18 protein-coding genes are annotated in these 20,368 nt (G+C 45.8%); 3 read left to right on the top strand and 15 right to left on the bottom strand.

Annotated elements, in window-relative coordinates:
- Positions 1–5: 5 nt before the first annotated feature.
- The 11 genes from BR63_RS18130 to BR63_RS19395 all read right to left on the bottom strand — a co-directional run bounded on the left by BR63_RS18130 (position 6) and on the right by BR63_RS19395 (position 10,675).
- Positions 6–1,832 carry a diol dehydratase reactivase subunit alpha gene (locus tag BR63_RS18130; RefSeq protein ID WP_034420511.1) on the bottom strand — a complete coding sequence of 609 codons (1,827 nt, stop codon included), beginning with the start codon at positions 1,830–1,832 and terminating at the stop codon, positions 6–8.
- A gap of 11 nt (positions 1,833–1,843) precedes the next feature.
- Entirely contained in the window at positions 1,844–2,356 is a 513-nt protein-coding gene (locus BR63_RS18125; protein ID WP_034420512.1) for a diol dehydratase small subunit, read from the bottom strand.
- Positions 2,357–2,370: 14 nt separating this feature from the next.
- Positions 2,371–3,015: a propanediol/glycerol family dehydratase medium subunit gene (locus BR63_RS18120; RefSeq protein WP_034420513.1), complete on the bottom strand. Its 645-nt coding sequence runs from the start codon at positions 3,013–3,015 to the stop codon at positions 2,371–2,373.
- Positions 3,016–3,038: 23 nt separating this feature from the next.
- Positions 3,039–4,709, bottom strand: coding sequence for a propanediol/glycerol family dehydratase large subunit (locus BR63_RS18115; protein ID WP_034420514.1), 1,671 nt, complete (start codon positions 4,707–4,709; stop codon positions 3,039–3,041).
- Positions 4,710–4,723: 14 nt separating this feature from the next.
- Positions 4,724–5,506: a propanediol utilization microcompartment protein PduB gene (pduB, locus tag BR63_RS18110; RefSeq protein ID WP_034420515.1), complete on the bottom strand. Its 783-nt coding sequence runs from the start codon at positions 5,504–5,506 to the stop codon at positions 4,724–4,726.
- 21 nt (positions 5,507–5,527) lie between these two features.
- Positions 5,528–5,806, bottom strand: coding sequence for an ethanolamine utilization microcompartment protein EutM (eutM, locus tag BR63_RS18105; RefSeq protein WP_034420516.1), 279 nt, complete (start codon positions 5,804–5,806; stop codon positions 5,528–5,530).
- A gap of 60 nt (positions 5,807–5,866) precedes the next feature.
- Positions 5,867–6,325 carry a DUF1097 domain-containing protein gene (locus tag BR63_RS18100; RefSeq protein ID WP_034420517.1) on the bottom strand — a complete coding sequence of 153 codons (459 nt, stop codon included), beginning with the start codon at positions 6,323–6,325 and terminating at the stop codon, positions 5,867–5,869.
- 3 nt (positions 6,326–6,328) lie between these two features.
- Positions 6,329–7,435, bottom strand: a complete 1,107-nt coding sequence (locus tag BR63_RS18095; RefSeq protein WP_034420518.1) for a glycerol dehydrogenase — start codon at positions 7,433–7,435, stop codon at positions 6,329–6,331.
- Positions 7,436–7,620: 185 nt separating this feature from the next.
- Positions 7,621–9,213 (bottom strand): response regulator, encoded by a 1,593-nt coding sequence (locus tag BR63_RS18090; RefSeq protein ID WP_034420519.1) that lies wholly within the window; start codon positions 9,211–9,213, stop codon positions 7,621–7,623.
- A 10-nt stretch (positions 9,214–9,223) separates the two neighbouring features.
- Entirely contained in the window at positions 9,224–10,435 is a 1,212-nt protein-coding gene (locus BR63_RS18085) for a sensor histidine kinase (RefSeq protein ID WP_034420520.1), read from the bottom strand.
- 84 nt (positions 10,436–10,519) lie between these two features.
- Positions 10,520–10,675: a hypothetical protein gene (locus BR63_RS19395; RefSeq protein WP_153802018.1), complete on the bottom strand. Its 156-nt coding sequence runs from the start codon at positions 10,673–10,675 to the stop codon at positions 10,520–10,522.
- Between the two features lie 436 nt (positions 10,676–11,111).
- Between BR63_RS19395 and BR63_RS18080 the strand changes: the two genes are divergently transcribed.
- Complete coding sequence (locus tag BR63_RS18080; RefSeq protein ID WP_034420521.1) at positions 11,112–11,828, top strand: metallophosphoesterase family protein; 717 nt, start codon at positions 11,112–11,114, stop codon at positions 11,826–11,828.
- 66 nt (positions 11,829–11,894) lie between these two features.
- Here the strand turns inward: BR63_RS18080 and BR63_RS18075 are convergent, their stop codons facing one another.
- Positions 11,895–12,842 (bottom strand): polysaccharide deacetylase family protein, encoded by a 948-nt coding sequence (locus tag BR63_RS18075; protein WP_051965456.1) that lies wholly within the window; start codon positions 12,840–12,842, stop codon positions 11,895–11,897.
- Positions 12,843–13,137: 295 nt separating this feature from the next.
- Complete coding sequence (locus tag BR63_RS18070) at positions 13,138–13,869, bottom strand: sulfite exporter TauE/SafE family protein (RefSeq protein WP_034420522.1); 732 nt, start codon at positions 13,867–13,869, stop codon at positions 13,138–13,140.
- Positions 13,870–14,327: 458 nt separating this feature from the next.
- Between BR63_RS18070 and gndA the strand changes: the two genes are divergently transcribed.
- Complete coding sequence (gndA, locus tag BR63_RS18065; RefSeq protein ID WP_081908037.1) at positions 14,328–15,740, top strand: NADP-dependent phosphogluconate dehydrogenase; 1,413 nt, start codon at positions 14,328–14,330, stop codon at positions 15,738–15,740.
- A gap of 77 nt (positions 15,741–15,817) precedes the next feature.
- Here gndA and htpX read toward each other — a convergent pair whose 3' ends face one another.
- Together htpX and BR63_RS18055 are read right to left on the bottom strand one after the other, a co-directional pair.
- The gene (gene htpX, locus BR63_RS18060; RefSeq protein ID WP_034420524.1) at positions 15,818–16,669 is read right to left on the bottom strand and encodes a zinc metalloprotease HtpX; all 852 of its coding nucleotides are present in this window, start codon (positions 16,667–16,669) and stop codon (positions 15,818–15,820) included.
- A 55-nt stretch (positions 16,670–16,724) separates the two neighbouring features.
- Positions 16,725–17,126 (bottom strand): MerR family transcriptional regulator, encoded by a 402-nt coding sequence (locus tag BR63_RS18055; RefSeq protein WP_051965457.1) that lies wholly within the window; start codon positions 17,124–17,126, stop codon positions 16,725–16,727.
- A 450-nt stretch (positions 17,127–17,576) separates the two neighbouring features.
- Between BR63_RS18055 and BR63_RS18050 the strand changes: the two genes are divergently transcribed.
- Positions 17,577–20,297, top strand: coding sequence for a cation-translocating P-type ATPase (locus tag BR63_RS18050; protein ID WP_034420526.1), 2,721 nt, complete (start codon positions 17,577–17,579; stop codon positions 20,295–20,297).
- Positions 20,298–20,368: the final 71 nt, after the last annotated feature.

Below are 20,368 nucleotides of genomic sequence, written 5' to 3'. Positions count from 1 at the left end.
CTCATTCACCCTTTCCCATCCAAAAAGGAGAGTACCAGGCCTGTGGCTACGGCATTTCTAGGACCTTCCGTCCCCCTGATATTGCCTTGGCCACAAACAATACCATATTCGGCCAGAGCATCGGAAATCATTCCTGGTATCTCAAAATCCAGGGCTGATCCTCCCACCAGGACCACATATTCCAGGTGCCTGATGTTACCGGTAGGGGTAATTTCTTGCAGAGCCCTTAAGGCATTGGTAACAAAGACTTTTTTCTTGGCCTCCCGTCGCACGTTTCTAATTTTTTCCAGAGAATGCTGTGCAGGTATGGGGACCATGTCCTCGCCGTTTCGTATGATTACCACCCTGGCAAAGAGCTGTGGCGGCAGGCTTTTCTCAAAAAACCTCACCGTTCCGTCCTCCAAGCGCAGGTGAAAAAGACTCTCTACTTTACCCAGGGAGTATTTTTTAATTTCTTCAGCCAGATTAAGATCCTCCAGTCCCAATTCCGAATTAATAAGCATGGTCACCATATCGCCCGCCCCCGCCAGGTGCACCGCATGAACCTGGCCATCCCTGGTGATGAGGGCCCCATCACTGGATCCCCCGCCCAAATCCAGAATGGCCAGGGGTTTGGCCGTACCAGGGGTGGTTAAGGCTCCCTGTAAGGCCATATTGGCTTCCACTCCCGCGATGACCGTCTTGACTCCCAGTTCCCGGGTGAGCTGTGCAGCAATTTGCTCCATAGGCAGGCGGTTGGTCTTGACCATAGCCGCCAGACCGATGGCGCTTTCCATGGCAAATTCGCCCGCCACCCCTCCCCGGACCTTTTGGGGGACGATGGTGTCTACCGCCAGGATATCCTGAATTTTCATCTCCGAGCGGTCCTGGCCGGTAAGCGAACTCATGACAGAGCGTACTTTTTCCAGCATGCCCCCTACATTGGTACCCGGTTCACCGTAGACATCAGCCAAGGGAGCCAGTTTCTTGACTGTGGCCATGATGGCCTCACTGCCCTCTTCAATATCCACCGTCTCCTTATGTTTAGTTCCCTGGATGATGAGGGACCCGGCCGGAATTTTCCTCTCTTTGACATCTCCCCGGGGTGTACGGATGACCACGGCCGACCGGTTGCCCATCAAGGCCCGGGCTATAGGTACCACCATCTTCGTTTCTTCAGGGGACAATTTGAAAACTGTAGCAATCCCGTAAGGATTGGCTAAAGTCTGGACGGCCTGACCCGGTTCTGCCACTTCTACAGCGGCAGGCATGCCCAGGGGGACCCGTTCAATCTGGGAGACCTCATCGACCACAGGAATTTTCCCCTTGAGTCTGTTGACAATTAAGACAGCATCATCATTTTGGGCAACAGCTCCCCGGACCTGAATCCCCCGGGCCGTAGCTTCATTGATGAGAGCGGCGGCTTCCTCATAGTCCACTTCGGCGGGAATCACGCAGATAACCTCTTCTCCCTTGTTTTTAGCGGGCAGGTGTTTTATTAATGTGGTTATACCTGTTCCCAGCCCTATACCTCCGGGTGTGGCCGGATTATGGCCTATCATGGTTGACTCGGTAATAATGGTTTCCGTAATGGTTTCCATGGCAACATCGCCGATGACGGGTGTGGCTTCATTTAGCCTGATGAGGCTAAGATCTCTGGCTTGTATCCCCGCTTTCTCCAAAGCCTCCTGAATGGCCATAACCACCCCCGGCAGGTTATCCAGGGTTCCTTTAATTCCCGTGGTTTTCACCGTGGAACTGGCCAGGTAGTTCACCTGTCCCCCGGGATCAATGCTAGCCAAGCATACTTCCGTAGTGGAATTACCGATATCCACACCGGCAATGACTGTCATTCTTTTTCACCTTACTCTGCACGCAGCCTGTTCCGGCGGGCATACACCTCGGCAGCTTCCCTGACAAAGGCTGCATTGATTTTAGCCTGGTATTGGCTTTCCAGTTCATCGGCAATATCCAGGAGTTCCTGTTTGGTAGAACGGTAAGGACGCAGGGCATTATAGATTTCCAAAATACGCTGGTCGGGTACGGCCGTCAATTCTGCAGCCCTGCGCAGGTTGTTGGCAAACTGTACCCTCCCCACCCCTTCGGCAATCTGGGCCTGGATGCGCAGGGTTTCCGGCGTAATCCGCAGGTCTTCGGCTTTGATCTCGTTATTGATGACTTTCTCCAGGGTAATGTCCTTTAAGCCCTTACCCGTGGGAGTCTTAACCAGTTCGGGCCTTTTCACTGCCAGCGGATAGTCTTTCTCCGGGTCCAGGTCCTGGCTCCCGGTGGCCGGACTGGCAGTCGGTGCTGGTGTTACCACCAGGTTTTGTAGTACCTGACGCACTAGATCTTCTATCATCTTTTCCTGTATCATCTCTTCACCCCCCCTTAGTTAAACTCCACGGCTAATTCTACAGGTTTGGCCCCGGGTATTACGTGTTCCGTCTCCTTAATATGGAGCACAGCCGCTTGGGCCTGGTATTTTGGCCGGGCCATCTGGTCATTTCTCACCGGAACGGGGTTAGGTGATTCACCCTTGGCATACTTGGCCGCGTTCTTGCCGATAGCCCGGTAAGTGGCCAGATCCAGCAATGGTGCCTGGGGAAACAGTTCCAGGTTGGAGAGAGGAGCCAGGTCCTTCTGGTGGATCACCGTGGTTCCCTTGGACTGGAGGCCAATGGCAATACCCGACCCGGACAGTTTGGTCCCGTCATGGGCAGCAAAAGCCACATCAGAGGTCCTGAGGACTCTAATCACCCGGGCCCGTAAACCTTCTTCCTCAATGCCCGCAATGATTTCCCGTAACACCTCGGCATGGGGAATGTTCACAATGGTCTTCGTTTGATGAACACCAAAAGCCGGACACAGGGCGATCACGACTTCATCACTCTTCGTACTGGGTTGGGCCGGACCCAGTTCTTTGAGTGTTAACCTCCTAACCCCGGAAACCTTACTTGGTCCTTGTACGGATTGCTGCATGCCTAGGATAACCTTAGCCGCTATTTCTCTAATCAGTTGTTCACTGATTTGCATATATCTCACCCCTTTACCCCGTATTAAACATCAAATTGTTCGGGTCTTAAGGCCGAACCGATATTCTTAATCTCTTCCCATCTTTCCTTGCTAAGGCGGTAACCTGTCCCGGGTCCGCGATAGTCGTTTTTGTCATTGACGGCGCTGATGACATTAAAGTTGGCGTCAACAATGGCAGAAGTATGGAGATAATCGCCGGATACCCGTTGTTTCAGCATTCCTAAAACGTTTTCCGCCACGTCAGTAAAGCCGTGTTTGGCCAGAGCTTTCACAATATCCACACCCGTAATGCCTCGTTTCATCATATCTTCCGCAGCCTTCAGGTCTTCTACCACATTACGTTTGGGCATATCCTTGCTGCCATGGGCATAAGTGGCCGCTTCAATCTCTTCCTCGGTGATGGGGGGAAAACCTAATTCTTTAAAGACAGCCTGTAAAGCCCGCGCCCCTTTATTACGGATGGCGATAACTTCATCTTCCCGCACGGGACGTAAACCGCCATCGACCATCAGGTCCCTCTGCAGGGCCAGGTAATCGTCATAATCATCGGAGTCAAAGTTGGAACCGGCGAACATATTGTCATAGTTAGGTACGGCGCTGTACCCGGAGAAAATGAAATCGGTACCGGGAAGAAACTGCATCATGGTACGGGCGGTACGGCGAATATCCGAATGGGAGAAAGTCTGATCATTACCGGAGGCAACTTCCAAGTCAAGCATGGTGGTAACCAGGTTTTCCGCTAATACGGCCCTGATTCCCGAAGGTACGGCGCCGGGAACGCCGATACAACTAATGGAGCCGTTTTGTAACCCCTGCACCCCGGCAGCCTTGGTAACCAAGATACAACGAATCTCCAGGTATAACATGGATTTCCCTTCTGCGTAACCCATCTGTACTTCAGAACCTGTACCGGAAGTAAACCGCATCTTTAAGCCCCGGGAAGCATAAGCCGAGGCGAGAAAACCTTTGGACCAGGGTGTATCGTCACCGTCCACAAAGACTTGCTCCGTACCATAGACGGAAATAGTCTCGGCATAAGCGGTGATACCCCGCATACCCAGGAGCAGCTCGGTAGCCTCTTCCAGGGCACACTGGATGAGGACCCCGCCGCGGCCAACCTGCCCTCCCACCTGCAGAGACAGGGCATTGAAGGGCGCATACCGCACAATGCCTACAGTCGTTTCCATTTCATCAAAGCCCCGATAGGCTGCTTCAGCAGCATCAGCGGCAATGAGAACGGGGTTATCGGCCACGTTGGTCACATGGCACTGGTTGGACGGGGTTTTTCTGGCCCGCATCTTTTGCAGGGCCATCATCATTTCTACCACATTCAGCTTATCCATGATGGCAGCAATCTTGGCAGGCGTCATCCCCCGCACCAGTTTGACAATTTCTTCCCTGGGACAGCAGACATCACATAATTTTTTGGCAAATTCGGTTTCATCAATAGCCATAGCTTTTTCTGCAATCGATGTATCAATGGCATAATCGGCGATAAACTGGTCAATCATGTCAAACTGCTCTCTGGGCTTTCCATCCAGTTCCACCACCTTCCCGTTCACAATCTTAATGCTGGGTTTGGGGTCGTTGGGGCTGCCCATGGCAATAAGGCCCACTTCCGGCCACTCTTGGACAAACCCGTCCTGGTTTACCGGACGCTGGGCCAAAACTTCAAAGCGTTTAGACCTTTTCATGTGCTTCCCCCTCCTTAGATATATGGAACGGTTACCGGCTGGGCAGGGGCGGCCAGGGTATTCAGCAATTTGAGGCCGATTTCCCTGGCGGCGATCACAGACTGGCGGACAGCCCCCGAATCACCTGTGATCATAATAATAACCTCGTTGGAAAAGCTGGTGCCTTTGGCTGGGCTGGCATAAGCCACCACTTCCACATTGGCCGTTTTCACGGCTGTATCAGCCATGAGCACTCCTATGGCCGCAGGGGCGCCCACAATGAGACCAAAGGCCTTGCCTAAGGGAGCCCCAAAGGCTTTTTCGATGGCATAACTGGCCCGGGCCGTATACTGGAGTTCCAGGTGGCCCGCATCGTTGGCATACACATCGCCAAAAGTCCTGTTTAACTCTTTCAATGTCACTTCCACAGCCCGGCGGGCATCGGATACTTCTTCGGCGCCAAAGATGATGAGGCAGCCATGGCCGGCCCCGCCTTTCGTATCTCTGGCCAGTTCAATGGTGACAATTTCCGTATTGGTGGCTTTTACGGCTTCATCGGCCGCCATAATCTGTGGTCCGGCCCCGGTCCTGGCCCCGATAATGCCAATGGAACGGTATTTTTTATCCAGGTTCATTTTTTCATGGATCGCTGCATCCACATTGGCTATGACCAGACCGATGGTATCTCCAATGGCCGTCCCCACAAACTCGGTGATTCCGCAACCTGCCGCTTTTGGCCCTTTGGCTTCCTCCTTGGGAACATCGGAACGCTTCTTGATTTCCTCCACAACTTTTTCAATCAGTTGGTCAACTTGCATATTTTCCACCTCCGTAATTTATTAACCTAACTTTGGTAATATCTTCTCCACATCCCCATGAGGCCTGGGGATTACATGAACGGAAACCACTTCTCCCACCTTCTTGGCAGCAGCTGCACCTGAATCTGTGGCGGCCTTTACAGCCCCCACGTCGCCACGCACCATAACCGTTACCAGACCCGAGCCAATTTTTTCATACCCCACCAGGCTCACATTAGCCGCCTTGACCATGGCATCGGCGGCCTCGATGGCACCAACCAAACCTTTTGTCTCCACCATGCCTAAAGCCTCAAAACTCATTACTATTCCCCCTTAAGTACTAATATTGGTTTGATAGTGAGCAGGAAACCTGCTCACTATCTAGGTACTTTGTGCCTTATTGGATTTTGTTTTAAACCCTTCAGGCAAAATAACTGAAATGTATCCTAAAAATAAACCTATTAATAATGGTATAGCTGCTTTTAACGGATCCCCTACACCAAAGAATGTGGCACAGGCGGCAAAAGCTGCAGGTGCCGTTGCAAAAGCCGGAATATTCATCATAAAAGTCATTATAAAGGCAATTACGGCAACCAGAACAGCTAACAATACTGTACCCCCGGAAAAAGTGTTATTGACTAGCACACATAGATAGCCAAATATCACACCTGATAGCATGGGGGGAATATTCTTGGTAATTGATTCTTTATTCCCACCCCCCAGGAAAAAGAGAGCCCATCCAATAAAAGCAGGCCACGTCAAAATCCCAAAAACTATTGAGATATAGGTCCATAACCCCGCTAAAACGCCAATAGATAACGATATTGGCATAAACTGCATACCTCAAACCCCCTTAGTTTTTAAAGCTAGGCGTCCAATGGCATCTGCCGTGAGGATAGCAGCGTATACTTTGTCGGCATCCACAGGAAATGGCTCATTATGAATGGTCTCGCCCGGTGCTGTTGCTGCTTCAGCTACCTTACGGATTTCTTCTTTCTTGATCTCTAGAACGCCAATTTGTTCCAGTGTCACGGGCAAACCAACATCAATACAGAAGTTAACTACCTCGTTAATTTCTTCTGTAGACCTTTCTTCCAAAACTAATTGAACTAATGTACCAAAAGCAACCTTTTCACCATGGTAGGCATGATGGGTAGACTCTAAGACAGTCAAACCATTATGTACGGCATGGGCTGCAGCCAAACCGGAACTCTCAAACCCTAAACCACTAAGAAGGGTATTAGCCTCTACAATCTTTTCTACTGCAGGAGTAGCAACACCATTTTCTACCGCTAGCTTTGCTTGCAAGCCATATTCTAAAAGGATATCATAACAAAGCTTAGCCAGTGCTAAAGCTGCTGCGGTAGAATTACCACCTGGGATGTTACCCGCAAAAGCTTTCGCACATGCATCTGCTTCAAACCATGTAGCTAACGCATCTCCCATACCAGAAACTAATAAGCGTACAGGAGCTTCAGCAATAATTGCCGTATCAACTAAAACAAGATCGGGGTTGGTTGGTAAAACCAGGTACTCTTCAAAAACACCATCCTCGGTGTAAATAACTGACAGCGCACTGCAGGGAGCATCTGTAGCAGCAATAGTCGGAATGATAACAACCGGTTTCTTCATATAATAAGCAACAGCCTTGGCTGTATCTAAAGCCTTTCCTCCTCCAACACCGACGATAAAGTCAGCTCCCTCTCCTTCGGCCAGCTCTTTAAGTCTGGTTATTTCTTTTTTACTGCACTCACCGTTAAATTTCTCAAATATTACCTCTACGCCGCTTTGTGCCATACTTTGTTCTATAACGTCCTTAGTGCTGGAAATACCTCTCGTTCCCCCGGTAACTAACCCTTTTTTACCAAGAAGCGCACAATGTTTGCCAAGTTCTTTTAGAGCTCCCGGCCCCTGAACATAACGACTAGGGGCAATCATTACTTTAATCACACTAAACAACCTCCTTTTTTGTTTTTAAAATATTTTGACTTGAAATTACATTCTAGCAGTAATCACCTCCTTTTTACCCTTTTGTATGGTTGTTTCCACTTTTTATAGAATAATCCTTGGCAAATAATTGCGCTCAATTGGTAAATTATTGCCATTACAGCACACAATAAAAAAAATGGCCCTACTTACTTTAGGCCATTTTTTATCCGCCAGTCCCCCGGTGTGTATCCAGTTATTTTTTTGAAAACTTTACAAAAATAATTAGCATTTTGAAAACCAGTTTTTAAAGCTATTTTAGTAATATTCCAGTCCGTTTTGCTTAATAATTCTTTGCTTTTCTCTATACGAACATTAGTAACATATCTTATAAAATTCATCTTAGTCATTATTTTAAATTGGCGACTAAAATAATAAGGACTAAGGTAGATGAGATTCGCAACTTCTTCCAACGTAAGATTTTTCTCCAAATTTTCATGAATATAGTTTAGTGCTTTATTTATCAATTTTCTATTAAAGAAATCTTTCATCTGATGCATTTCTTCAAATATCACGTCAATCTGCTTTAAAGTGAGTCGCTCCAATTCTTCTATTGAATCACATTCAGCTAATTGTACTATCTGTTGAAGGTTTTCCATTTTATTACTAAATCCACGACTCAGTCTTTCATCGACATCTGACAAGAAAAACTGTAAAAGGAATAATTTCATTTCTGTTAGGCTGGAATAATTTTGCCCCTGAGCAAAAAAGCCTTTCATTTTATTTATAGCTTCTTGTTTTTCATGATCAAATATAGCTTTCATTAACTGCTTTTTTTCAAAAGCACTAAAAAATAGAGTTGGTCTATCTTCACTAATATCAGTTACATGAATAATTTGGTTAATATTACCCTTCTTACAAATAAGAGCTCTTTCTGCTTCTATATAGGATTGTGATATTTCCATTATTGATGGATAACGCTTTCCGATTCCTACCGCTACATATATGCTGTAAGTTCTGCTTAATATATCCATTATTTTTTCAGCTAATGCTAGGTCCGCCTCTTTAACAAATTCAGGTAATTCCTCATTCCCATACAGCAAAGCAAATCTGTGATTTCCTAAAAATGCCACTGTAACTAATGTGCCTTCAATTTTTTCTTCAAGTCTGGTAATAATTTGTTGTCTAAGAAATTGTCTCTTTACCTCAGAGATTTGTGCATTTTTTTTATCAATATCCGATATGTCAATTAAAAAAACAGTAGCTGGTACAACTTTTAACTTTAAAAATTCAGCCTTTTTTTTTATTTCATGTATATCTGAAATTTCTCCATAGATAAGATCTAAAAGAAATCCATTTTTAATTGCGGGAAGAAAGGTGGTTAGTTGTCTTCTTAGTAACTCTTCTTCCTCCTCTCTACGTTTTTCTTCTTCTAACGTTTCGATAATCGAATTTAGAGTTTTTAGCAATAATTGCGGTCTAACGGGTTTGAGTAAATATTCTGTGGCAGAAAATTTAACTGCTGCCCTGGCATAATCAAAATGATCGTAGGCAGATAATATAATTATTTTACTTTTAGGTAACAGATTTCTAATTTCTTCACTTGCTTCCACCCCAGATTTTTCAGGCATTTTAATGTCCATAAGAATAATATCTGGTTTTACTGTTACTGCTAACTCCACGGCCTCTGTACCATTCCGTGCTTCTCCCACCACTTCTATCAGGGTTAAATTTTGCTGGATGATTTGCCGTAAAGCCCTTCTTTCCAATTGTTCGTCATCAACAATCAAAAGTTTGTACATGAACTCCTCCCTACTCCAGGAACGGGATAGTCACCGTTACTTTAGTGCCGTGGGTCAAACGGCTTTCAATTTTCAAGCCATACTCTTCGCCAAAGTGGTATTGAATGCGCCGGTGCACGTTGGCAACACCTAATCCCGTGATCTGCCCACTACTGTTCATATCTTTCCGAATCAACAATTTCTCAACCTTTGAACGGGGTATCCCCATGCCCGTATCGCTGATTTCGATCATCACTTGATCGTCAGCACGCCGGGCTGTTATCCTCAAAATACCGCCATCTTTTTTAGGTTCCAGGCCATGAACAATAGCATTTTCCACCAGAGGCTGGAGGGTCATGCTGGGCAGCTTGGTTGTCAAGGTCTGATCATCAATATCAAAGAACACCTTAATCCTGTCACTAAAGCGGGTCTCCTGGATAAGTAAATATTCTTTGATGTATTTGATTTCTTCCTGCAGAGAAATGATCTTATCCGAGTTCTTCAGGCTGTTTCGTAAGAGGTCCGAAAGGGCATAAATCACTTCTTGCGTCTTATTAGCCCCTTCTGTCAGGGCTAACCGGGCAATGGTATTCAAACTGTTAAACAAGAAATGTGGATTTATTTGCGATTGTAAAGCCTTATACTCCGTTTCCCGCAAAATTCTTTCCAATTCCGTCTTTGCTTTCATTTCTGACATCAGCTGTTTTTGGACAATATTGGCGATACCCATCTCCACGATATAATTGGTCATGATAATTAGGAGTTCGGCAGCGGCTTTGATCTTGTTTTCCGTAGTCGTTTCAATTTCTTTAAATCTTTCTAGGAGAATTTCCCTGTCCAGGGCCAAACGTTTGTTTCTTTCCCAAATCACCTGGGGGTTATGCATAGGTGAGTCCGGAAGTAAGATCTGCCCGCATAAGAATACCCCCATATACTGGTTATTGACAATAATGGGGGCCGCCAGATCTGTTAAACCGGTATGGCAGGTATATACCACAGCCTCACGTCTTTGCATAGCCTCTCGGCCACCCTTGGCATCAGAATTCATACAGCATTTCAGGCCTGCAGGACTGGAGCGAATATATTGACAGAACTTACTAAAGTTACTCGGTTTGGTGACAGGTTTACCCTCGGCATTGGTTATGACAGCAGCCAGTCCCGTAACTTCAGCGAACTTATCCTGGATTTCCTGCAGGATTTTGATATTGATGATCTCCTCCAAACGAAAGCTGACAGGATTCACAAAAGTCCCCCCTCACCCAACTTTTGCGAAGTCACTTTTCTACCATAAAAATATCCTTATGTATATTTTACATTTGTAGAGCTTTTACCTGCCTGTGGGTAAATAATTTTGGGTAATTCGTAAAATACTTTCTGCCAGGTTCCTGGCATTATAGAACTGGACCTCTATAAAAATCTGCCAGTAAGTGGATATGGCCAGATGAAACTTGGCCATATCAAGGTTAGGCGGGAAACTGGACAATCCTCCCCTGGCCTGTCATGGCTCTCACCAGGTTTGCTGCCGGCCTTAATCCCCCGAAGGTTAGCAACGGGTAGAAAATGAAATTTTAGTTGGTCCTGTTAGAGCCATTCTTGAAGGTTTAGGACATGCTGTTGCGTATAACCCTGTCACCAACGAGGTACATGTTAATTAGTCAGAATATGCATAACCATACAAGTGATTCACTTAACTGCTTTTCTCAAGTTTTATGAGATTTTTTCACATTTTCTGTGAGACGCTACACCAACGCACCCAGGGTTGAAAGGGGGGAACTAGACGTGTCGGAAAATAAAGTGCTACTGGAAGTTAATAATTTAAAGATAAATAAAGGTTGTTGTTATTTGTCAAGTAATATAATACTATATATTTATAGATGTCTATATGTAAATCCATCATTATTATTTTAAGGAGTGATAAAATGAAGTTTGCCGTTATTGCCGACGTACATTCTAATATCTACGCCCTTAATGCTGCATTGGTAGATATAAAGCAAAGAGGTATTGAAAGAATATACTGCGCCGGCGATCTAGTAGGCTATGCCCCTTTTCCCAATGAAGTCATCCATACTATTAAAAAGGCTAACATCCCCACAGTTATGGGCAATTATGATGAAGCCACGGCCTATTTCAAACCTACCTGCGGCTGTGACTATCCTAATGATAAAGCCGCCGAAATAGGCAACCAATCCATAGCCTGGACTAAAAAACATACATCGGAAGAAAGCAAGGAATTTCTGAAAACACTGCCCTCTAAAATTGAATTTACGGAAAAAGGCAAGAAGGTTTTAATCGTACACGGAAGTCCCAGGCAAATAAATGAATATCTTTATGAGACCAGCCCCCAGGAAGAACTTGAGGAAATTATGAGCCAGGTAGATGCGGATATTCTCATCTGTGGTCATACCCACCTGCCCTATCACAAAGTTATCAACGAAAAACACTTAATCAATGCCGGCAGTGTAGGAAAACCCAAACACGGCGATCCCATGGGTACGTATGTGATCGTTGATATAGGCCAGGATGTACAGGTAGAAATCATTAAATTCCCTTATGACTACGAAACGACGGCCCAAGCTATTGAAGACTCTGAGCTACCCAACGAACTGGCCGCCTTGCTAAGAACAGGGGGAAGATAATATTTCTACATAATGTGTATTTCTTTATTGTTTTTTAAATCTGTATGCTATTTTGACTTATTTTCTCTATTTGAAATTTAGCATCTTCAATAAGCGATCCAGCTTTTTGCTCCGTGTTTCCTTCCCCTTGGCAATTCGATACTTAAAGCCGTTTAAGTCATCTCCCGGGGAGATGTTAACCCGTTTAATGGCCGTTAAAGTGTCCCCATACCGGTTCAGACCGTTCTTCACCGAGAGCTGCATCTTGTATCCGGCTTTCCGGGCCAGTGCTTGCACCTCATGGTTATATGCACCATAAGGATAGGCCAACGCAAAGACTTCCGTACCCAGTCGCTCCTCCAGAAGGTCTTTGGCTTTCTTTAAATCAGCCAGCACCCGTTCCCGGTACTCCTCCTTCGTTTCCCGGCGATTTTCCTCCGGTTTATAAAGGGGAGTGGTGAGTGCTGGTTTCATAATTCTATATTTCTCATCAACAGGACCATAGTAATGCTGGTTAAAGGTATGGGATTGAAAATCAATGAGACCACTGGCCTTCATTTCCTCAATCTGCTTCCAGGTTAAATAGGTGGTAATCTCGGGATTAAAAGGCACCGGATGCTCTTCCTTAATGTAGCTGACAATTAAGTTGATAGTAGCCTTGATATTGTATTTCTTAAGGATGGGGAAAACATATACGTAGTTACTCTCATAGCCATCATCCATGGTAATGACCAGAGTTTTGGGGGGCAGGGCCTGTCCCTTCTCCATGGCCTCTGCCAGGTCCCGTAAAGAAATTACATTATAGTGGTTTTCCACCAGATATCTCATCTGTGTTTCAAATTGTTCAGGGGTCAGCACTGCATTGTTATAATGAATGTTCAAGCCAGGGGGTGCAAAATGATGATATATTAAAACGGGAACGGCAAAACTCTTGCTTGCTCCTTTTTCTTGAGCAAAGGCTCCTGGCCCTGCAACCAGAATTACTCCTATAAAACTTAATACTAAAAATAATTGCAAAATTTTTTGTGCCTTCACGTTTTGCTCTCCTTCTACTGAAATTATCAATCAGCATGAAGGTTTTGCCACAAACGTTCCCTATCGGAGCATAGTTAAACAGACTTGACGAAGTGAGGTAGAAAAATCAGAGGGGCTGACACGAGGTCAGACCCAACCCGAAGCCAGTCCTCGGATGGACTGTTGAGGGTGGTCTGATTTTTCCCGAAACGAGTCTTAGTCTGTTCTATGCGAAGATCGGGTTACGTGGTGGCAAGCCTGAATAAATAATTTCATTATTCTGTTGGTGCTTCTGAATCTTTCCATTCGTCAGTTTTTACAGCGTCGTTAAGAGGGAATAAAGTCCGGTGGCCAGTACTAAAAGGGGCACCCCCCGCTGGAACTGCTGTTGGGGCACGAAAGGAAAAAGGTGCTGTCCTATCCTGCCGCCAAAAAAGGCAAAGGGCAGCAGGGACAGGGCCGTCAACACCGTGAGGGGAGTAATGGCGCCTAAGATAAAAAGCAGGATAAAACTTACGGGATAAACCAAGACAAAATACGCAGCGGTGGTGGCACGAAACTGGTCTTTGGGAAGACCGTGGTTATTAAGAAAAAGAATAATAGGCGGGCCGGGCATACCAATACACCCCGTAAGAAAGCCTGAGGCACTGCCGACCATCCTTTCAATCCAGTGGTTACTTTCACGGCCCAGGCGTATACCGCCCACCAAAATAAGACTTAGGATAATCGTCACAGCACTGATGAAAATCTTCAGGACATGGGTATCACTGTGAAAAAAGATATAAATACCCAAAGGGATACCAAAAGCAGCACCGTAGAACAAATTTTTCACCACGGGCCGCACCACGGATTCCCGTACTTTTAAGGTTAAGAGGACTAGAGAGAAGAAGGAAATGATCACATTTAAGCCCACTGCTGTTTTGGCATCATAGACCATCAATAACATGGGAACAGACAGGAGAGCAAAACCAAAGCCAGTAATAGACTGGAGGGCAGCAGCAAAAAGGACAATGCCCCCGGCTGCCAGCCAGGCGAGGAAACCAGTCATAATATCAGCCTCCAGCAATGATATCTAAAAAACTCTCAGTGTATTATACCATATGTAAAGATTTCATTCTTATGTTCTTGCTGTCCCTGCAATCTTTTTACCTGTTATGCAATCTTTTTTAATCCCTTCGACCCATTTTGATAAAATAAAATGCTAAAAATTTTGCTGATACCTGTTATATATTATTTATTCGCAGGATAACATCATGTAAAATAGATGAGAATGAAGCAAAGCCATGGCGAGTATATGATCAAACAGGGCACCGGCGACAGCATCATTAATATTTCCTCTTCCTCTGCAGGAGGTGGCCGTCTTCCTTGCCTCTGAACAGGCTTCCGGCTTTGTCACGGGATCCCTGATCAAGGTGGATGGCGGCTTTGGTGCTATAGTGAACAGTGTTTTAACTTAAGTTTTTGCGATATACTAAAAAACAGTTGTCTAAAGGGTGAATGAAAAACATGAGCAAACAGCAAATAGGTGTTATCGGCTTAGCCGTGATGGGGAAAAACCTAGCCCTAAATATTGAAAGCAAAGGCTATTCCGTAGCGGTTTTTAACAGGTCAGGGGATAAAACCAGAGAGCTTGTAACGGAAACTATCGGAAAAAGGCTCAAAGGTACCTATACCATTGAGGAATTCCTAGACTCCCTGGAAAAACCCCGTAAGATCGTCATCATGGTAAAAGCCGGGAAACCCACGGACGATGTCATCAACTCCCTCTTGCCCCATTTAGAAGAAGGGGATATCCTCATTGACGGCGGTAATGCCTTTTTCGGCGATACCCGGCGCAGGAACAAAGAGCTGTCGGCGAAAGGGTTCCGTTTTATCGGCACCGGTATCTCCGGTGGTGAAGAGGGCGCTCTTAAAGGACCGGCCATCATGCCTGGAGGACAGGAGGATGCCTATCGGCTGGTGGAACCCATCCTCACGGCTATTTCCGCCAAGGCAAACGGTGAACCCTGCTGTGCTTACATTGGCCCTGACGGGGCAGGGCACTACGTAAAAATGGTCCATAACGGCATCGAATATGGTGATATGCAACTCATCTGCGAGGCCTACCACCTTTTAAAGAGTACTTACAATTTAACGGCCCAGGAGTTTCATGAAATATTTGCAGAATGGAACAAGGGAGAACTGGACAGTTACCTCATCGATATCACAGCCCAGATTTTTAAGAAACTTGACCCGGAAACCGGGGAACTCCTGGTAGATATGATCCTGGATACTGCCGGGCAAAAAGGTACGGGTAAATGGACTAGCCAGAGCGCCCTGGATTTGGGAGTTCCCCTCTCCATCATTACAGAATCGGTTTTTGCCCGTTTTATCTCCGCCATGAAAGAGGAAAGGGTAACAGCAAGTCACATCCTGGCCGGTCCCCCGGCTACTACAAGTCCTGTGGAAGACAAAGCGGCCATGATCGAAGCAGTCCGCCAGGCCCTCTATGCCAGCAAGATTTGTTCTTACGCCCAGGGCTTTGCCCAGTTAAGGGCAGCTTCCAGGGAGTATAACTGGAACCTGAACTACCGGACCATTGCCAAGATCTTCCGGGGCGGCTGCATCATCCGGGCCAGGTTTTTACAGAACATCATGGAGGCCTACGAGAAGAATCCTGATCTGGTCAATCTTCTTTTGGATCCATATTTCCAAAAGATAACAGAGAAGTATCAGGCCAACTGGCGGAAAGTCGCGGCTTTTGCCGTGGAAAGAGGTATACCTGTTCCTGCTTTTGCCAGCGCCCTCGCTTACTACGACAGCTACCGGACAGCAAGGCTTCCTGCCAACCTGCTCCAGGCCCAGCGCGACTTTTTCGGCGCCCATACTTTTGAACGTATCGACAAACCAGGTATTTTTCACGCTGACTGGAGTAAGTAATTAAATAATACTAATTTGGGCCCCGGGGATTATCCCGGGGCCCAAATACTTGGCAAAATACAAAAATTAGACCAGAGTTATACTGCCATATTACGAAGTTTACGAACCCTGTCTTCAATAGGAGGATGTGTACTAAAAAGGTTAACCAATCTTTGAGCATTCAATGGGTTAACAATAAACAGGTGGCTTGCTGCCGGGCTTACATCCATTGGCGCCATTCTTGAAGCCTGTTGCAGTTTGAGTAAAGCGTTAGCCAATCCGTTACTGTTACCCGCAATTTTTGCTCCTGTACCGTCAGCCAGGTATTCCCGTGAACGAGATACTGCCATCTGTACCAGCATGGCGGCAATGGGACCCAAGATAATTAAAGGTAACGCGGCTAAACCGGAACTCTCTTCCTCATCATTGTTACCACCGCCGAAGAGCAAAGCCCATTGTGCCCAGTTGGCTATGGTCGTAATGACACCGGCCATAACCGCCGCAATAGTGCTTATTAAGACATCCCGGTTTTTTATGTGGGCCAACTCATGGGCTATAACACCTTCGAGTTCGTCTCGATTGAGTATATTTAGTAACCCCTGGGTAACTGCCACTGCGGAATGCTCCGGATTACGGCCTGTAGCAAATGCATTAGGCTGGTGTGAAGGAATCAGGTATAACTTAGGCATGGGTAGCCCAGCTCTTGCCGCCAGCATTTCGACCATTGTATATAATTCCGGGTTATCTCGTCTGGAAAATGGTTGTGCGCCCGTCATAGAAAGAACAATCTTATCGCTGAACCAGTAGCTCCCGCCATTCATAACTATAGCTAAAACTAAAGCCACAATCATCCCTGATTGACCGCCCAGGGTACCGCCTATAAGAACTACCAGAACGGTTAATACACTCATTAGGATTAAAGTTTTCATTTGATTTCCAAACCCACTCACGTTACTTCTCTCCTTCACTGAATATGCGTATTTTCAGCTTACCCGGATTCACATTTTAGACTACATGTTCTCCCAGTAACACCATGAGAGTCTGTATCACCTGAAGTCCCTTAGTAACCAATTCCTTGGTTACTAATTCATTTTCATCAGTTGCTTGCCGGGCAGTATACAGTTCAACCATTTTTTTTTGTAGATTATCAAGAAGTTCTTTTATGGAAACGGAAATTTCCATTAAATCGCTGTTTTTATCTTTACATTTGAAAAGCTGACATATCTCGTCCAAAGAAAAGTGTTGTTCTTGTAATCGCTTTACAATCTTTATAGTGGTAAGAGAATCCTCTGTGTATAACCGATGGTTACCAGGTGTTCTTTCAGATTCTAACAAACCAATCTGGGTATAGTAATCTATGGTCCGTGGACTGACTCCGGCTAATTGGGCCAATTCTCCAATTCTCAAATGTTTTATATCGTTCCCAAGCTGATCCCCCTCCAAATCCATGGTTTATAATGGTTTATATAAATAAAATATACAGTAGCACGTTGCGTTAGTCAATAATCAAAGTTTTTTACAAATGTTTTTTACAAAAGTTTTTTGCAAAAGTGTCTTGACAGAGATTTCACTTTAATCTACAATGCATGTGTGACAAGAAGATATCTGTTGAAGGGGAGTAGCTCTACAACAAAGTCGTCAATTCGAGTGTATAACTCCGGCTTTGTTGGCAACGAAAAATTGCTTGCAAGACCTTTGCCAATTATGGTAAAGGTCTTTATTTATTTAATCGACCTTTACCTATTCGGAAGCGGCCAGAGATCATTACAACCAATGCCTGATAAAAGACCTTTAAAATAAATCAGAAGCTCTATAACCAATAATTGCTACAATATACATGTGAAGGAGGTAAAATTTATGCAGAAGAAAAAGTGGTATGCTCTGGATATCGCACAAGTTTCCCATGAACTAAATTCTGACTTAGAGAAGGGACTAGAAAACCAAGAAGTAATCAGCCGTCTCAAAGACCATGGCCCTAATTCTTTGAAGGAACCCCCACCGAGAAGTCTTCTTTCGATGTTTATGGACCAGTTGAAAGAAGTGTTGGTTTTAATTCTGATAGGCGCCGCCGTTATTTCAGGGGCATTAGGCGAATGGGAAGATACTATTGTTATCTTAATCATTGTGGTCTTAAATGCTGCTCTGGGTGTATTTCAGGAGTACAAAGCCGAACAAGCCCTCAAAGCGCTGAAAGCCATGACTAAAGCCTTCGTGAAGGTAAAACGTGATGGTAAAGTTACGCAGACAGAAGTAGAAAACCTGGTTCCCGGTGATGTGATACTTCTGGATGCCGGAGATTCAGTACCTGCCGATGCCAGGCTAATTGAAGCAGCTTCCCTAAGAGTTAACGAAGCGGCCTTAACCGGTGAATCAGTACCTGTTGAAAAAGACCTCAAGATCATTGAAGCAAAAGAGGTTCCTGTAGGAGACCGTAAGAATATGGTCTTTATGGGGACAACGGTTACCGGCGGTCGTGGACAAGCCATGGTAACGGAAACAGGTATGAATACAGAGCTAGGACGAATTGCCCAAATGCTTCAGGAAACACCTCCTGATCCTACGCCTTTACAACAGCAACTGGCTAAATTGGGTAGAACCCTGGGGATTGCTGCCGGCGCCATCGTGGCGGTAGTCTTTTTAACAGGTCTTCTACGCGGTGAAAACCTACTAGAAATGTTTATGACAGCAATTGCTTTGGCCGTGGCGGCCATTCCGGAAGGTTTGCCATCGGTTGTTACAATTGTCTTAGCTCTTGGTGTGACTCGAATGAGTCACAGAAGAGCCATTATAAGAAAACTTCCGGCAGTTGAAACCCTTGGTGTAGCCACTTATATCTGTTCCGACAAAACCGGTACTCTGACTAAAAATGAGATGACCGTGACCGGTCTTTATGTAAATGGCAGTCTTTGGAAGGTTACCGGTACCGGTTACCAGCCGGAGGGTGAGTTTTACAATGTACAAGGTGATAAAATAGCTCCTTTAGCTGAGAAAAATATAGAATTAATGCTCCTGGGAGGAACCCTCAACAGTGATGCCCGGCTGGAATTAACCAGCAAGGGTTATGAGATCATCGGAGACCCTACTGAAGGAGCCTTGGTTGTAGCCGCTATAAAAGCCGAACTTGAGAAGGAAGATGTAGTAAAAAAACATCCCCGGCTCCAGGAGATACCCTTTGATTCAGCCCGTAAGATGATGACCACCTTCCATCAAATGAATGAAGGTATTTATTCCTTTACCAAAGGAGCCCCCGATGTGCTGTTAGCCCGCTGTAAGGAGCTGGTTACACAACAGGGAACTGTAACATTAAACAAGGAAATTCACAAAGAGCTTTTAGAGGTCAATTCCAAGCTGGCTTCGCAGGGACAGCGGGTGCTGGCCTTGGCTATGCGGAAATGGCCTGAAGTTCCAGCAAATCCGACCTCGGAAACGGCTGAGGCCGACCTTACCTTTGTCGGTTTCTTTGCCATCCAGGATCCACCGCGCCCAGAGGCTAAAGAAGCTGTTGCCGTAAGCCGCAGCGCCGGTATCAGAACAGTGATGATTACAGGCGATCACCAGGATACTGCCGTGGCTATTGCTAAGGAACTGGATATATGGCGGCCTGGTGACGGTATCCTTACCGGGATTCAACTGGAACAAATGAGCCTGGAAGAGTTAAAGAAACACGTAAACAATACCACAGTTTATGCAAGAGTATCACCGGAGCATAAACTTAGAATTGTTGACGCCTTAAAGGCAAACGGTCAAGTAGTGGCTATGACCGGTGACGGTGTTAACGATGCACCTGCCCTAAAACGGGCTGACATTGGGGCAGCCATGGGTATCACCGGCACTGAAGTGGCTAAGGAAGCCTCCGATATGGTGCTGTTGGATGACAACTTCGCAACCATTGTCAATGCCGTTGAAGAAGGCAGAACCATTTACAATAACATCAGAAAATCCATTCAATACCTGCTCTCCTGTAATACCGGCGAGATCGTGGCCATATTTTCGTCCATTCTTTTAGGCTTGGGCAGTCCCCTCACCCCTATCCAGATTCTATGGCTCAACCTGGTAACTGATGGACCGCCGGCTCTGGCCCTGGGACTGGAACCTCCCGAAAAAGGGGTCATGAAAAAACAGCCCCGCAGTCCAAAAGAGGGGGTTTTTGCCGGGGGAGTGGGGAAGGATATCCTCATTCAAGGCGCCGCTATCGGTCTTCTGTCCCTGGCCAGTTACTGGATTGCTCTAAAATGGGGAAGGACTTTGGAAGAAGCTCATACTATGGCCTTTGTAACCATGGCTTTCTCCCAGATTGTTCATTCCTTTAATGTACGGAGCCTGGAACAGTCCCTCTTTACGATGGGTATAGGTACCAACCGCAGCTTGGTTGCAGCCTTTGTGTTTTCGATGTTAATGCAGTTGGCTGTGGTCTTTGTTCCGTTCCTAAGAGAAATCTTCGAAACAGCCTTACTTCAACCAAGCGATTGGGGCGTTGCATTAGGCTTAAGCCTGATTCCCCTGGTAATTGCAGAAATCGGTAAATTCCTGAAGAGAAACCATTCTACTGTTGGACGTTTGCAATCATCCAACCAGTGATATTCAAATTATGGCATATAAAATATTTTGGCGAGGAAAATGTCTCCTCGCCTTTTTTACCTTTTTTCTCA

The organism is Thermanaerosceptrum fracticalcis (assembly GCF_000746025.2).
GTDB classification, from domain to species: domain Bacteria; phylum Bacillota; class Peptococcia; order DRI-13; family DRI-13; genus Thermanaerosceptrum; species Thermanaerosceptrum fracticalcis.
The sequence above is the reverse complement of the archived record's forward strand: the minus strand, read 5'-3'. Positions and strand labels throughout refer to the sequence as shown.

Coding starts and splice junctions, on each gene's coding strand:
- BR63_RS18125 (WP_034420512.1), bottom strand. CDS start 2,356: ATGATACAGGAAAAGATGATAGAAGATCTAGTGCGTCAGGTACTACAA.
- eutM (WP_034420516.1), bottom strand. CDS start 5,806: ATGAGTTTTGAGGCTTTAGGCATGGTGGAGACAAAAGGTTTGGTTGGT.
- BR63_RS18070 (WP_034420522.1), bottom strand. CDS start 13,869: ATGACTGGTTTCCTCGCCTGGCTGGCAGCCGGGGGCATTGTCCTTTTT.
- pduB (WP_034420515.1), bottom strand. CDS start 5,506: ATGCAAGTTGACCAACTGATTGAAAAAGTTGTGGAGGAAATCAAGAAG.
- BR63_RS18115 (WP_034420514.1), bottom strand. CDS start 4,709: ATGAAAAGGTCTAAACGCTTTGAAGTTTTGGCCCAGCGTCCGGTAAAC.
- gndA (WP_081908037.1), top strand. CDS start 14,328: ATGAGCAAACAGCAAATAGGTGTTATCGGCTTAGCCGTGATGGGGAAA.
- BR63_RS18130 (WP_034420511.1), bottom strand. CDS start 1,832: ATGACAGTCATTGCCGGTGTGGATATCGGTAATTCCACTACGGAAGTA.
- BR63_RS18090 (WP_034420519.1), bottom strand. CDS start 9,213: ATGTACAAACTTTTGATTGTTGATGACGAACAATTGGAAAGAAGGGCT.
- BR63_RS18050 (WP_034420526.1), top strand. CDS start 17,577: ATGCAGAAGAAAAAGTGGTATGCTCTGGATATCGCACAAGTTTCCCAT.
- BR63_RS18120 (WP_034420513.1), bottom strand. CDS start 3,015: ATGCAAATCAGTGAACAACTGATTAGAGAAATAGCGGCTAAGGTTATC.
- BR63_RS18080 (WP_034420521.1), top strand. CDS start 11,112: ATGAAGTTTGCCGTTATTGCCGACGTACATTCTAATATCTACGCCCTT.
- BR63_RS18100 (WP_034420517.1), bottom strand. CDS start 6,325: ATGCAGTTTATGCCAATATCGTTATCTATTGGCGTTTTAGCGGGGTTA.